General features: G+C 66.7%; 7 protein-coding genes. 5 read left to right on the forward strand and 2 right to left on the reverse strand.

Going from position 1 to position 15,239, the window contains the following annotated elements; genetic code table 11:
• The first annotated feature begins 66 nt into the window (after positions 1–66).
• From F3J10_RS04710 to F3J10_RS04730, 5 genes are all read left to right on the forward strand, one after another.
• Positions 67–6,609, forward strand: a complete 6,543-nt coding sequence (locus F3J10_RS04710) for an Ig-like domain-containing protein (protein ID WP_167241302.1) — start codon at positions 67–69, stop codon at positions 6,607–6,609.
• 228 nt (positions 6,610–6,837) lie between these two features.
• On the forward strand, positions 6,838–9,189 hold the full coding sequence (locus F3J10_RS04715; RefSeq protein WP_167241304.1) for a type I secretion system permease/ATPase: 2,352 nt from the start codon (positions 6,838–6,840) through the stop codon (positions 9,187–9,189).
• Complete coding sequence (locus F3J10_RS04720; protein WP_167230880.1) at positions 9,186–10,430, forward strand: HlyD family type I secretion periplasmic adaptor subunit; 1,245 nt, start codon at positions 9,186–9,188, stop codon at positions 10,428–10,430. The genes F3J10_RS04715 and F3J10_RS04720 overlap by 4 nt, the downstream gene beginning before the upstream one ends.
• Positions 10,431–10,433: 3 nt before the next feature.
• Positions 10,434–12,614, forward strand: a complete 2,181-nt coding sequence (locus F3J10_RS36160; RefSeq protein WP_240155373.1) for a TolC family protein — start codon at positions 10,434–10,436, stop codon at positions 12,612–12,614.
• On the forward strand, positions 12,611–13,330 hold the full coding sequence (locus tag F3J10_RS04730; RefSeq protein ID WP_167230876.1) for a response regulator transcription factor: 720 nt from the start codon (positions 12,611–12,613) through the stop codon (positions 13,328–13,330). The genes F3J10_RS36160 and F3J10_RS04730 overlap by 4 nt, the downstream gene beginning before the upstream one ends.
• A 57-nt stretch (positions 13,331–13,387) precedes the next feature.
• Here the strand turns inward: F3J10_RS04730 and F3J10_RS04735 are convergent, their stop codons facing one another.
• Positions 13,388–14,164, reverse strand: a complete 777-nt coding sequence (locus F3J10_RS04735; RefSeq protein WP_167241306.1) for a response regulator transcription factor — start codon at positions 14,162–14,164, stop codon at positions 13,388–13,390.
• 266 nt (positions 14,165–14,430) lie between these two features.
• The gene (gene gstA, locus F3J10_RS04740) at positions 14,431–15,042 is read right to left on the reverse strand and encodes a glutathione transferase GstA (protein ID WP_167230892.1); all 612 of its coding nucleotides are present in this window, start codon (positions 15,040–15,042) and stop codon (positions 14,431–14,433) included.
• Positions 15,043–15,239: the final 197 nt, after the last annotated feature.

Raw genomic sequence — 15,239 nt, forward strand, 5'->3', positions numbered from 1 at the left:
GGTTCGGATGCTCGGGGCGTCTTTTTGCATGGCCTTCTCCTCTGTTTCAAATCCCAGGGTATTCACATGAGCGTGATCAAGATTTTGCTTGCCGACGACCAGGGTGTGACGCGTGTCGTCGATCCCCGTCGGCTGGCTCCAGGCGCAATCGCCAGGATCGAGGCGATGCCGAACGCGCGCTACATCCTCGTCGATGCGGAAACCGGCAAGGCGCCGCTCGAAGCGGTGGTGCGGCGGCACGGCGACGATCTGTGGATCGGTGCCGATGGCGATGCATCGCCGCCGATCCAGATAGCGGATTACTACGGATCGGGCGGCAGCCTGATCGCCGAAGGCGCGGACGGGCAGTACTACTCGTACGACGGGGCATCGATCGGGGTCTCGACGCTGGCCGACGATGCCGTCGCGACGCTTGCCCTGCCCGGCGCGACGGCGCCCGAAGCCGCCGCCGGCAATGCCGCCGGCGGGCCTGACTGGACCCCGCTCGGAATTGGCGCGCTCGGGCTTGCTGCCTTGGCTGCCGGTGTGGCGGTGGCATCGTCGGGATCCTCGAACTCGGTGCGATCTATCCCGGGTGATGCGGCGGCGCGTGACGACATGGCCGGCGCTCCCGCGATCCGTTACCTGCTTGCCGATGTGGAAGGCGGCGGGCGTATCGAGAGCACGGGCATGACAAACGATCCGCGCCCGTCCCTGGTCGGCACGGGAAACACGCCGGGGGATGCGATTCTCGTTTATGTCGACGGCAGCCTGGCCGGCGCGACGACGGTGGCGCCCGACGGTAGCTGGTCATTCCCGATCCCCGCCGAGCAGCCGTTGACGGCTGGCGAGCACAGCCTGAGCGCGATCGAGGTCGCCGAGAACGGCAAAGGCGGTCCGGCCTCCGATCCTTTCGCCGTGGTGATCGGCCCCGCGGTGCCGAGCCGCCCGTTGTTCGACTGGGTGATCGACGATGTCGAGCCGAGCATCGGTATTGTGAATCGGGGCGAGGCGACCAATGACGCGACACCGACGCTGAAAGGGCGCGGGGAAATCGGCACCGTCGTGCTGGCCTACGACAACGGGGCCGCCGAGCCGATCGGCAGTACCAGGATCGACGCGAGCGGAACCTGGTCGATCGCGATCGCCGCGCCGCTCGCTGACGGCGATCACCATTTCAGCGTGGTATCGGTCAATCGCCTCGGCAACAGCAGCGCGCCGTCGCGCGACTACCTCGTCACTGTCGACACCACCCCGCCGCCCCGGCCGGTGATCGAGGCCGTGCACGACGACGTGGGTCCGCTGACGGGCCTGGTCCCGGATCACGGCATGACCGACGATGCGTCGCCGACCTTGTCAGGCAAGGCCGAAGCCGGCGCCATCGTGGTGGTGCGCGACGGCCTCGACGTCATCGGATCGAGCGTGGCGGATGGGGAAGGAAATTGGCGTTTCACGCCCGGATCGGCCCTCGCCGAGGCCGAGCACGTGTTCACGGTGATTGCCCGGGATGCGGCGGGCAACAGCAGCATGCCGAGCGAACCTCACACGATACGCATCGACGTATCCGGGCCAGGCACGGTCATGATCGTTCGCGTGATCGACGACGTGGAGCCGCACACCGGTGATGTGCCGAACGGCGGCTTCACGAACGATCCGCTGCCGGCCATGGAGGGTGTCGCCAAGCCGCATGCGCGCGTGACGATCCGGGACGGGAATACGGTGTTGGGCTCAGCGGTCGCCGACGAACAGGGCAACTGGCGCTTCGTGCCGGATGCCGGCCATCGGCTGGCCGAAGGTGCGCATACCTTGCTGGCGCAGTCGACGGATCCGCTCGGCCAGCAAAGTGAGCCGTCGGCGCCGTATTACCTCGTGGTCGATACCGTGCCGCCCGGGCCGCCGACCATCGACCTGGTCTTCGACGACGTGGGCAAGGAGCAAGGTGCACTGGCCAGTCACGACTTCACGGACGACGCCACGCCGACCCTGCAGGGCCGGGCCGAGGTGGGCGCCAAGGTGGAGATCTACGACGGCGGCCTGCTGATCGGTACGACCATGGCGAACCGCGGCGGTCGCTGGAGCTTCACGCCGTCCCGGCCGCTGGACGAGGGCGCGCACGAGTTGACGGTGAAGGCGCGAGACGATGCCGGCAATCTCAGCACCGCGAGCGATGCCTTCGTGGTGAATGTCGATACCACCGGCTGGCACAAGCCGCCGCCGCCCGCCATCCTGGAGGTGATCGACGACGTTGGCCAGGAAACCGGGCCGCTGAAACCCTACGATCGCACCGACGATGCGCAGCCGGTCATCAAGGGTAGCGCGTCGCCGCATGGCGTCGTGTTCGTGTTCGACAATGTGCTCGGCGTGACGCTGCAACTCGGCAGCACGCGGGCCGATGCCGACGGCAATTGGCAATTCGAGCCGGCGCCGCCCCTGGCGCCGCTGGTCGATGGCGAGCACCGGCTCCAGGTGATCGTGCGCGATTCGTCCGGGAGCATCAGCGGGGCCAGCGAGGCGTTTCCCTTCACGGTGCTGGTGGGCGGTGTGGCGAGCGCCGCGGCTATCACGGGCGTGCTCGACGCCAAGCTGCCCGGCAGCGGGAATGTCCCGCACCAGGGCGTGACGGCCGATGAGAATCCGACCTTGATGGGGACGGCGCGGCCCGGCAGCGTCGTACACGTCTATCTCGACGGCGACGAGTTTGCCCGTGTGACGGCGGACGAGACGGGGCGCTGGTGGTTCCGTTCCGACAGCGCGCTGGCGCATGGCGAGCATCGCTTCACGGCGGCCGCGGAGAATGGCGACGGCACGCTCGGCGCGAGGACCGGCGAATTCCTCGTCGACATCGACGTGGTCGCGCCGTTGCCGTCCACCGGCATGTCCTTGCGCGACAACGTGGGGCCGGCACGAGGTGCCATCGCCGACGGCGGCAGGACCGACGACGCGACGCCTGTCTACAGCGGCCATGCCGAGCCGGGTGCGCTCGTGAAGGTCCTGGACGGCGACCAGGTGCTGGGCCAGACGCGGGTCCAGCCCGACGGCACATGGACGTTCCGGCCGCTCGCGCCGCTGGCTGAGGGGGCCCACAGCCTGTCGACCGTGGTGGTGGACGAAGCCGGTAACCCGAGCCCGCGCAGCGAGGCGATCGACTTCAGGGTGGACACCTCGGCGGCGCACAGCCTGCCCGGCATGATCGCGCTCCATCAGGTGCTCGGGCATCAGGGCCTGCTGCAGTCTGGTCAGCCGACCAGCGACGTCACGCCGGAAATCCGGGGCAGGGCGACGCCGGATTCTCTGGTCACGATATTCGCGGACGGGGTGTCGTTGGGCTCGGTGCAGGCCGCATCCGACGGCAGTTGGTCCTTCTCGCCTTCCCATCCGCTGGCCGACGGCGAGTACCGGATCACGGCAAGCTCGGGAACCAGCCCGCAAAGCTGGGCGTTCGATCTGGTGGTCGACACCGAGTCGCCGGAAGTGGCGACGAACCTGAGGGTGTTCGGCAATCAGTCGGACCCGCTCGAACCCGACATGGGCACCATCAACACGATGGAGCAGTTCATGGGCAATGCCGAGCCTGGCGCGGTGATCACGGTCTACGACTACGATCGTGTCATCGGCTCGACGACCGCGGGTGCACATGGCCTTTGGGGTTTCGTGCCGGCGCAGCCCTATTCCCAAGGACGCCACAGTTTGACGGCGGTCGTGACGGACCAGGCCGGCAACAGCAGCGCGCGCAGCGAGCCCCATGAATTCCGGGTCCTGCCGGTCAAGAAGGGGCACAACGAAGCCTGGATCGACGGCGCCGAATGGAAGGATGGCGAGTTGCATTACGGGAGTTGGGCGCACGGCCGCGTGACATTGAAGGGATGGTCGACGAGCGACACCGTCACGCTGTACACCCAGGGGCAGTATTTTCCGGGGGGCCAGGAGTGGGTGAAGCAACGCACGTATCATGTGGACCGCGACGCGGATGGCCGGTTTTCTTTCGAGGTCAACTTCGGCCCGCTGTTCGATCCGATACGTCAGCCACAGCGCTTCCGGCTGGCGGCGGGGGCGCGGGATACACCGTCCCTGCAGACCTTCAAGCTAGTCTCGGCCTCGTTTCCGCCCGGCACATGGCTGTTGAACAAAGAGACCTTGACCGACAATGTCGGTTCTTCGCAAGGATACATCCGCCCCGATGGCGTGACTGACGACGCGATGCCGATCTATCGAGGCAGGGGTGAAAACCTCATCTACATGACCAATAAGGGCACGCTGGTCACGGTCTACGATGGCGATCAGGTGATCGGTCATACGCGTGTCAAGGCCGACAATACCTGGACATTTCGTCCGAGCGAGCCGCTGGCGGACGGCCCCCACAGTTTCTCGGCCACCCTGTCCGATCCGGCGGGAAATACCACCGAGCGCAGCCTGGCACTCAACTTCACGGTCGATACCCGCTCCTTCGGCAACAGTAGCGGCGGCGATCCAGGCGGCGTTCTCGCGATCCAGTCCGTGATCGATCACGAGGGCGTGCTCGTGGGTGCGCTGCAGCCGGGCCAGGCGACCGACGAGCGGAGCCCGGAGATTGCCGGCGTGGCGCTTGCCAATTCACTGGTGAAGGTGCGCGTGGACGGCAAGCAGGTCGGTAGCGTGCTGGCGGATGCCGATGGCCACTGGTCACTGATCCTGCCGGTTGCCTTGTCGGAGGGCCGGCACAACGTGACCGCGTCTTCGGTGGGGCTCGACGGCAAGACCATCACGACGGCGCCATTTTCCCTGGTGATCGATCTCACGCCGCCGGGCCGGCCGACCATCGATTCGGCCATGGACGACGTCGGTCCGATCCAGCGGCCGACTTCATCGGGCAGCCGCATCGACGACAAGACACCCGGCTTCACCGGCCGCGCCGAGCCCGGCTCGCTCGTGATCGTGCGCGATGGCGATACCGTGCTCGGCTCGACGCGGGCCGACGCGGCCGGCAAATGGACCTTCACCTCGATCGTGCGCCTGTTCGACGGCGAACATGTGTTCACCGTCGTCGCGCAGGACGCGGCCGGCCATTTCAGCGATCCGAGCGACGGCTTCAGGCTGGTCATCGACACCGAGGCGCCGCAGCCGCCCGCCATCACCATGGTGATGGACGACGTCGGCTCGCTGGTCGGCAACATCATGGAGTCGGGCGTCACCGACGACACGAAGCCGATGTTCGGCGGCGTGTCGGAGCCTTTCTCGATCGTCACGCTCGAGGCATTGATCGATGGCGAGCGGATCGTGCTCGGTTCGGCGCAGGCGGATGCGCAGGGTGCCTGGTCCGTGGTGCCCGACGAGGACATGGACAGCGGCGTCTACGAGGTGAGGGCCACCGCCGCCGACATCGCGGGTAACGTCAGCGAGCCGTCCGAACCTTATACGCTGCGCATCGATACCAGCCTGCCGCGCGAACCCCTGATCATCGACGTGATCGACGACGTCGGTGCCGATATCGGGCCGCTCAATCACGACGGCAGCAGCGTGACCGACGACGCGCGGCCGCTGGTCAAGGGCATCGCCGATGCCGACGCGCTCGTCTACCTGTATGACAGGGTGGGCACGATGGTGGTCGGGATCGGCAGTACCAGGGCCGATGCGCTTGGTAATTGGCGGTTCGAGCCGGCCGGGGATCTGCTCGACGGCCCGCATGAGATCACGGCTCGCGTAATCGGCGTGACGGGTGTTCTCAGCAACCCCAGCGAGCCGTTCCGTTTCAAGGTCGACACGACCGTGCCGCCGCCGCCGCCCGAGCCGGCCATTACCGCCATCCATGATGATGCCCACCATGTCGTCGCGCCCAATGGTTCGACGGATGCCTTGCGACCGCATATCGTCGGCACGGCGGCGGCCGGCTATCTGGTCTATCTCTACGAGAACGCGCAGGACCTGATCGGCTCGGTGCGCGCCGATGGGCACGGCCGCTGGTCCTACGTTCCGGATCACGATCTGGACGAGGGCGTCCACGCGTTCTCGGTGATCGCGGAAGGGCCGAACGGAGAAATGCTGGGGCCGAGCAATATGTATGTGATCGAGATCGAGGATGCCTGGTATCGACTGGATACGCTGTTCGCCTCGCCGCCGATCGATGACGCCGCGACCGACGCCGCGATGCATGCCACCGCTCGCGAGGTTCCACCGGAGCGACATGTCGCGGATGCGGCAAGCGCCGCGCATGAGGTGCCGGCGGTCGCGGGAGCGCCGGTCACGTCGGCGCGATTGCACGGCGAGGATGCGCCCGATGTCGGTCGACCGGGCAGCCAGCCCATCGCCGAGGCGGTTCGGCCGGAAGCACAGGTGTCGCCGCATGTCCGTGACGCCGCCGACGGCGTCGAGCCGGCATGGCTCGACAGGGCGGCTCATGCTGATCGGCCGGATGCGCTGAAGCTGTCGCTGTCCGATCTGCTGCAGGACGGTTCGCCGGACCTGTTTCCCGCTAACGGCAGCCTGGAGAAGCCGGCAACGGGCGCGGCCGATTTACCGAGACTGGCGAGCGACCTATCCGACCCACGCACGTCGAACGATGCAGCAGGCGCCGGCATGTCCCATCTCTCCCACGACAACGGCGTGCCGCAACTGGACTGGTCCGTCTTGCACGGCATCGACATCCATCCCACCTGAGGTTTCTCCGCCCGCCCGATCGACGCGCAACTGCAAGCAGTTGCGCGTTTTCTGACCGGTCAGCTTTCCGTGATCGGCCGCGCTCCTCAGAATCCTCTGACGAATTTCACGTATTCAGGCTACTTCGCGTTGTGAGGGTACACGGTCGGCAGGCTTTCGCTGCTCCGCGCGCGTCGTGGGCGGCCAAGGTCGGTTTCGTTGCTTTCCGCCGCGTCGGGAGAAAGCAGCATGACCGCGAACACCTTGCCCGGCGGGGCAGACCAGCAGGATGCGATACCCAGGAGCGAAGCGACCTACCAGGACAGCCTGCTGGACTGCGTGAGCTGGCTTTGCGAGCACTATGGCTTCGGCAAGAGCCGCGATGCCATGACGGCCGGCTTGCCCAAGTTCGGCTTCCTGGCCCCGACGATGGTGATCGACGCATTCGCCAACGCCGGCATGCAGGCCGGGATGGTCGAGCGCGAGCTGCGGATGTTGCCGGGCCATCTGATGCCGATGCTGCTGATCCGCAAGGACAAGGGCGGCTGTGTCCTGCTCGGCGTGCGGCGCGACACGGAGTCCGAGCGCCGCGGCGCGCTGCTCTGCCAAGTCTGGATGCCGGAGATCGCGGGCGGGCCCGTCGAGTACAGCGACGAACAGCTCGCCGAACTCTATGGCGGTTTCGCGGTGCTCGTGAAGCCGGCCGCCAAGGTCGACATGCGCGCCGGCGAGCTCACTCCCGAGCCGCTCGGCCACTGGCTGACCCGCACCATCTGGCGCTATCGCCGCTTCTACTACAGCGCGGGCATCGGCGCCGTGCTGATCAACGTGCTGGGCCTGGCGTCGATCTTCTTCACCATGAACGTCTACGACCGCGTGGTGCCGAACCAGGCCTTCATCACGCTCTGGTCGCTGGCGATCGGCGTGGTGATCGCGATGGTGTTCGAGGGTATCTCGCGTCATACGCGAGCTCACCTGATCGACGCCGCCGGCAAGAAGGCGGACCTGGTGATGGGCAGCATGTTGTTCCGCAAGGCCTTGTCGATCCGCATGGAGCATCGGCCGCAGTCCTCCGGCTCGTTCGCGAACCAACTGCGCGAGTTCGAATCCGTGCGTGATTTCGCCACCTCGGCCACCTTGTCGGCCGTCACAGATTTGCCCTTCGTGCTGATGTTCGCCGGCGTGATCTTCGCGGTGGGCGGGCCGCTCGGCTGGATCCCGACCATGATGATCCCGATCATCGTCGGCATCAGCGTGGCCGTGCAGTGGCCGCTCGCGCGCGCGATGAAGGAGAACCTGCGCGAGGCCTCGCTCAAGCAAGGCGTGCTGATCGAATCCATCGAAGGCCTCGAGACGCTGAAGGCGGTCGGCGGCGAGGGCTACATGCAGAAGCGCTGGGAAACCTTCAGCGCGATGCAGGCGGCCACCTCGCAGCGCACCAAGGCACTCTCCTCGCGCGCCATGACGATCGTGCAGTTCCTGCAGCAGGTGCAGACGGTCGTGTTGATCGTCACCGGGGTCTACCTGATCACCGAAGGACGCCTCACCCAGGGTTCCCTGATCGCCTCGGTGATGCTGGCCGGGCGCGCCACCGCGCCGCTCAATGCGGTGATGGGGCTCGCGCTGCGCTTCCAGCAGGCCAAGGCCGCCTTCGAATCGTTGAACCGCCTGATGGACATGCCGTCCGAGCGCGATCCGAGCCGCGAATACCTGGCCGATCCTCCCCTCGCGGGACGCGTCGAGCTCAAGGCGCTGCGCTTCGCCTATCCGGCGCCGCCGATGCAACCCAATCCCGAGATCCTCAAGGGAATCCACCTTGCCATCGATCCCGGCGAGCGCGTGGCCGTGCTCGGGCGCATCGGCAGCGGCAAATCCACCCTGTTGCGCATGATGGGCCGCATGTACATGCCGACCCAGGGCGCGATGTTCCTCGGCGGCCTCGCGGTCGAGCAGATCGATCCGGCCGATTGGCGGCGCGCGGTCGGCTACGTCGGGCAGGACGTGCGCCTGTTCTATGGCTCGCTGCGCCAGAACGTGATGATCGCGCGGCCCGACGCCACCACCGGGGAATTGCTGCGCGTGCTGAAGCTGACAGGGCTCGACGAGGTGGCGGCCCGGCACCCGATGGGCGTGAACCTGCCGATCGGCGAGGGTGGCGCGGGCCTGTCCGGCGGACAGCGGCAACTGGTTGCCCTGGCGCGCACGCTGCTCGGCCGGCCGCAACTGCTGCTGTTCGACGAACCCACCAGCGCGATGGACACGCAGACCGAGGCCGCCTTCATCGCCCACCTCGCACGCGCCACGCAAGGGCAGACGCTGGTGGTGGTCACGCACCGGCCGTCGATGCTGGCGCTGGTCGAGCGCATCGTGGTGGTCGAGGATGGCCGGATCGTGGCGGACGGGCCCAAGGAGACGATTCTTGCCCGGCTCGCCGGCCAGCACGAAGGCACGCCCGATTCCGGCGCGCGTGATGCGGCGGCGGTACCCGCGGTGGCGTCTGCACGGCCCGCTCGCACCATTCGGATGCGGCCCGTGCGCGAGGCGGATGCAGCGCGTCCCGCGGCGCAGGCGCCGAACGAGCCGATGGAGGGCAGCGCATGACTTCGAAGCGCAAGTGGTGGCGCCGCGGCGACAAGCCGACGATGAGCAAGGCCGAGCTCGAGTACATGAGCGACATGCGCGTGGCCTTGCTCACGCAGTCGTCACCGGGCTCGAAGCTGATGCTCCATGTGCTGGCCATGCTGCTCGTCGCGTTCCTGATCTGGGCCCGGTTCGCGCGCGTGGAGGAGATCACGCAGGGCGAGGCCACCGTCATTTCGCGCAGCCGCGAGCAGGTGATCCAGAGCCTCGAAGGCGGCATCCTGGAAGAGATGAACGTGCGCGAGGGCGATATCGTCAGGAAAGGCCAGATGCTGCTGAAGATCGACCCGACCCGCGCGCAGACCAGCTACCGCGAGGCCTATTCGAAGGCGGTGGGGTTGAAGGCGACGCTGGCGCGGCTGCGCGCGGAGGCGTTTTCGCAGCCGCTGGTGTTTCCGCCGGAGGTGCGCGGCGAGACCGAGGTCGTGCAGATGGAAACCAAGGCCTACAACTCGCGGCGGCACGCACTCGACGAGTCCATCGCCGCGCTGGAACGCAGCTACGCGCTGCAGCAGAAGGAAATCGAGCTGGCCGAGCCGCTGGCCGCCAAGGGCTTGATGTCCGACGTCGAGCTGCTGCGCATGAAGCGCACCGCGAACGAGTTGAAGTCGCAGATGGTCGAGCGCCGCAATCGCTACCAGGCCGATGCGAATTCCGAGCTGACGAAGCTGGAGCTGGAGCTCGCGCAGACCAACGAGTCGCTGGTCGGCCGCCGCGATGTGCTGTCGCGCACCAGCGTGGTGGCGCCGGTCTACGGCACCGTGAAGAACGTGCGCGTGAACACGATCGGCGGGGTGATCCAGCCCGGCGAGCACATACTCGAAATCGTGCCGCTGGAAGATCAGCTGCTGGTCGAAGGCAAGATCAAGCCGTCGGACGTGGCTTTCCTGCGGCCGGGGCAGCCGGCGATGGTCAAGATCACCGCCTACGACTTCGGCATCTATGGCGGGTTGAAGGGCAAGGTGAGCTATATCAGCCCCGACACGCTGAAGGATGACGCCAAGGCCGCTGCCGGCAAGGATGCGACCTTCTACCGTGTGCAGGTGCTGACCGACCGCGCTTATCTGGAGGCCGGCGGCAAGCAACTGCCGATCATGCCGGGGATGATCGCGCGCGTCGAGATCCGTACCGGCGAAAAGACCATTCTTGATTTCCTGCTGAAGCCGATCTTCAAGGCGCAGGAAGCCTTCCGGGAGCGATGAGCCATGGCAGCCACTAAACCGAGCCGTGAGCCGCTGGTGGGCGATGGCTTGTTGACCGACCTGCCCTTGCGTCGAACGACGCTGTCGCTGCTGCTGGCGACCGGCGTGTTCGCGGGATCGCACGTGGCCGAGGCGGCCACCGCGACCCGGCCGGCGGATGCCACGAAAGCCCGGCTTGGCGATGTGCCGCTACGCACCGATTCCGTCGACACGGTTTTGACGATTTCCCTGTCCGACGATGACGTGAGCGGCCTCGACGATGCCGAACTGGCGGCTCGCCGGCTGCGGCGGGAGGCGCGTACCGAGCGTGCCCTCAGGATTGCCGCGCTGTGGCAGCAGCGGCGTGTGGCGAAGGCGCACGAGTCGACCGCGCTGTGGCAGCAGCGGCGTGTGGCGAAGGCGCACGAGTCGACCGCGCGCGGCGGGAGCGAGGCAGCGCCTGCTCGACGGGCATCGCCGGCCATGTCGGCGCGTCCGGGCCGGCCAGCGGGGGCCGTCGAGCAGGCGCTGCCCGATTCGGCGCCGCCGCCGAGCCTCGCGCCGGGCGATGCGCGGCCCACACGATCCACCCACGCGTTGGCATCGCCGCCAGTTTCATCGTCAAACGCGGCTGAACCAACATCGGCCGCCGCGCCGGATTGGGCCACGGCGATCCGGTGGGCCGAAACCCGGATGCGGACCCGGGCTCGCACCTTGACGGCCGGTGCGGGAACGCCGCTGCCGCGCAACGACATATCGGCGGGCGGCGCGTCGCTGGCATCGGCCGAAACCGGTCCGATCACGCTGGCGACGATACTCGACAGGGAACGCCTGGCGCGAAGCTTCCCGGAGCGCGACGAGCGTCTGCATCTCGCCGATCCAGGCGAGGCCTCGTCACCGCCATCGGCTCCCTCGCTCTCCGACATGGCCGACATGGGCGACTACTGGGCCGCCGATCCCGCTGCCGCGAGCGGCAGCGCCTCGATGTCACCGCGCGGCGATTTGCGGCCGATCTTCCTCGCCGCGGTGGAAGCCGCCTTCGATCGCAGTCCGCAGGTCCAGTTCGCCTATGCCTCGTACCAGGCCCAGCTCGCCGACGTCGACGAAGCCAAGGGCAAGCGCTGGCCGCAATTGCAGCTGTCATCGCGTTCCAAGTCGGTGGAGTTCGCCGGGCCCGCCAGCAACGCGCCGGGCCAGGGCACGGCGGTCACCGCGAACCTGACCACGTCCGTGTTCGATTGGGGCTATCTGTCCAAGACGATCAAGAGCCGCAAGCAGACGGCCGACGCCGGCAAGGAGTTCTACGACGCGCAGCGCGAGAACTCGGCGTACACCGTGGCCACCACCATGGTCGAACTGGCCAAGCAGCGGCAGCTGATCGGCATCAGCCAGCAGTTCGTGGACAGGATGCAGCAATTGGTGACGATGCTGAGCCAGATCGTCGAGATCGACCGCGGCCGGGCCAGCGAACTGACCCAGGCGCGCGCGCGCTTGCTGCAGGCGCTGGCTTCCCGCGACACGGTGGCGGCGAAGGCGCGCGATACCGAACTGACGCTGCGCAAGCTGATTGGCGACCTGCAACTGCACTTGCCCTCGTCGTCCGCCTGGAATATCGAACCGGCCCGCCTCGAACGCCTGCTCTCGAACATGAACCAGCATCCGCAGATCCGCCAGGCGCGGGCCGAGGCGCAGGCGGCGCGCTCGCTGGCCGACGCGGTGAAGGCCTCGTCGCGGCCCGCGGTCAACTGGGTGGTGAGCAAGACCACCGGCCGCGATATCGCCGATCGCCGGCAGCCTTTCCAGACCATGCTCACGCTGAGCTGGAACGCCTTCCAGGGCGGCTCGGCCAGGGCCGCGCAGCAAGCCGCCCTGGCACGGGCCCAGGCGAGCGAGCGCAAGGTCGAACAGGCACGGCTCGACCTGGAATACGCGATCCGCGCGGCCGACGAGGATGCGCGCACCCTGCTCGAACGCTCGACGCTCTATGGCGACCTGGTCGACGAGACCGACCGCGTGCGCAAGGCCTTCTTCGATCAGTGGTATCACCTGGGCAAGCGCACCCTGCTCGACGTGCTGCAGGCCGAGAACGACCATTACGGCAATCGCGTCAGCGAGATCACCACGCGCTTCGATGGTTACGAGGCGGTGTTCCGCGAGTTGAGCAGCGCGGGCGAGCTGATGAGCTGGCTGAAGGGGACCGTATGAATTCGATTCCGCATGACGTGCCGTCCCTGGCGATTGCCCTGCTCGACTCGCACGAACTGGTTCGCTTCGCGCTTCGCACGCGTATCGAGCAGGAGCCGGGGTGGGCGGTGGCGGGTGCATTCGGGCTGGCCGACGAGCTGCTGGGTGCGCTGGCCGCCGGCGCCAACTTCGAGATCGTGGTGATGAATCATGTGCTCGATGCCAGCGACGGCCTCGATCTGGTGTGGGCCTTGCGCGCCGGCTACCCGGCGATGCGCATCCTGATCTGCTCCGAACACGAGCGCGCGAATACCATCGCGCGCCTGTTCCAGCTGGGCGTGCATGGCTTCATCGGCCGCACGCAATCGCTCGACGATCACATCGAGGCGGTTCGCAAGGTGGCGGCCGGGAATACCTACTTCAGCGCGCGGGTGATGGGGACACGGCCCGCACCGGGCGGGTTCGCGCTGCCGGTTTCCGCTTCGTCAGGCATGCAGACGATCGACGATGCCGCCACGCTGCTCATGCATCCCGATCTCACCACGCGCGAGCGCACCGTGTTGGAGTATTGCCTGGAGGGCTTGTCGATCTCGCAGATCGCCGATCGCGTCGGGCGCGGCTACAAGACCATCAGTTCGCAGAAGCAGGCGGCGTATCGCAAGCTGGGCGTGCGCAACGATGCCGAGCTGATCGCGAGGCTGTCGCATCACGAGCGAGGGACGCAGGGACGGGAGTGAATGGCGCTGCACGACGATCGAGATGTCGCCGAGCAAGGTGGTTGTGATCGATGCCGCCTAGATATCGTCGCCGGCTTCGTCGGTTCCCGACATCACCAATCGATATCCGGATCCATAGACGGTGACCAGCCGCGCGCCGTGTCTGCCATCCAGTTCCAGCCGCCCGCGTAACCACGAGATGTGCGTGTCGAGCCGCCGGCTCGACGCGGCGACCAGCGAGCCCCACACGAGCTGGCTCAAATGCGCGCGATCGAGGTTGCGTCCTGGATTCATGAAGAATGCAGCGAGGACCTGGAAATGTTTCTCGGTCAGATGATGCTCGCGGCCGGCGACACGCACGCAGCGCGTTGCGGCATCGAATTCGAAGCTGGCGGCACGCCATTGACGGTTGCGCGTGGACTGGTGGTGGGACCATTTCAGCCAGGCTGCCATCCGTGATGTGATCTCGCCTTCACGCAGGGCGCTCGACAGATGCTCGTTCGCGCCGGCGTCGAGACTTGCACGTCGCGAGCTGGCCAATTCGAGCCGGCTGACCGTCACGATCGGCGTGATGTCGCCGAACCGGTTGCGTAACTGACGAATCGCATCGATGGTCCGCTCGCAGGTGGTTTCGCATTGCAGAATGAACAGGTCGAACACCTGCAGATTGCAGGCCGACAGCAACTGGTGCGTTTTATCGAAACGGGTGCGCCGGTAGCCGGCCGCTTCCAGCAGGCCCTCGATGTGCCAGTGGCTCCGGCCATCTTCGTGAAGGCCGGCCCAGGGATCCGAGGTGGGCCAACGCCACAGATCGATCATCAGGATCGCGACCGACGGCGAACCGGTTTCAGCCATGATGCCGTGGTGCGAGGCGCGTGTGGTCCCGTGCCGGAACGCCGCGGCAAAAGTGAATGAACGAGTGAGCGAACGGGCGATGAATCATGGGCAGGCCGCGGTGAGCGCGGGACATGAAACGCGATGCGATGAAAAAAATCCCGCCGTCGAGGCGGGATGAACACTACCAACAGGGTGTGGCTTCCTGCCGGGGGACAGGGAGCCAACACATTCATTGTGGCCGCTTCGCATCGAGCGAGGTATCGGCCGGGTCTGAAAGTTCGGCGTCAAATCCCCATCGTCGCGTCCTCTGCGGCCAGCGCGGCCTTCACCGACGTGCGAGCACCGACCCGTGCCACGAAACTCGCCAGCGCCGGCCAGCGCGCGATGTCGATCGAGAAGAACGGCAGCCAGGCGAGCACGGTGTAGAGATACGCATCGGCCACGCCGAAGCGTCCATGCAGGTAATCCCGCCCGGCCAGCGCGGCTTCCATCGTGTCGAGCCGCTTGAACAGCTTATCCCGGAACATCGTCTTCACGTCCTCCGGCAGCGCCGTATTGAACAGCGGGCTGCAACCCGCATGGATTTCCGCGGTGATGAAGTTGAGCGTTTCCTGCAGTCGCACGCGAGCCCAGCTTCCGGCCGGCGGCGCCAGTTGCGCCTCGGGTTTCAGGTCTGCCAGATACTGCAGGATCGCCGGCCCCTCGGTGAGCACGTCGCCGTTGTCGAGCACGAGGGCCGCCACGTAACCCTTGGGATTGATGTCGAGAAAATTCCCGCCTTCCGAGGTCTGCTTGGTCTTGTTGTTGACCCGAACCAGGTCGAACGGCAAGCCGAGTTCGTGCAACACGATATGGGGAGACAGCGAGCAGGTATTGGGCGCGAAGTAGAGCTTCATGGCGATCGTTCGAATAAGAGGTGGGATCAGGAAAGCGATAAGGAAATGATGGCGGGAAAATCGATTCGACTGACAGCATCGCAGCGTCGCCATATTTCCGACAAATGACATCTCGCCGGGCAGGACATGAGAAATTCTCATGCGCTAGAATCGACGCGCCTGATCGGCCCGGTTTCGACACCGGGGCCGGAGCGGCC

Source organism: Burkholderia sp. Cy-637 (genome assembly GCF_011753175.1).
GTDB lineage: Bacteria > Pseudomonadota > Gammaproteobacteria > Burkholderiales > Burkholderiaceae > Burkholderia > Burkholderia gladioli.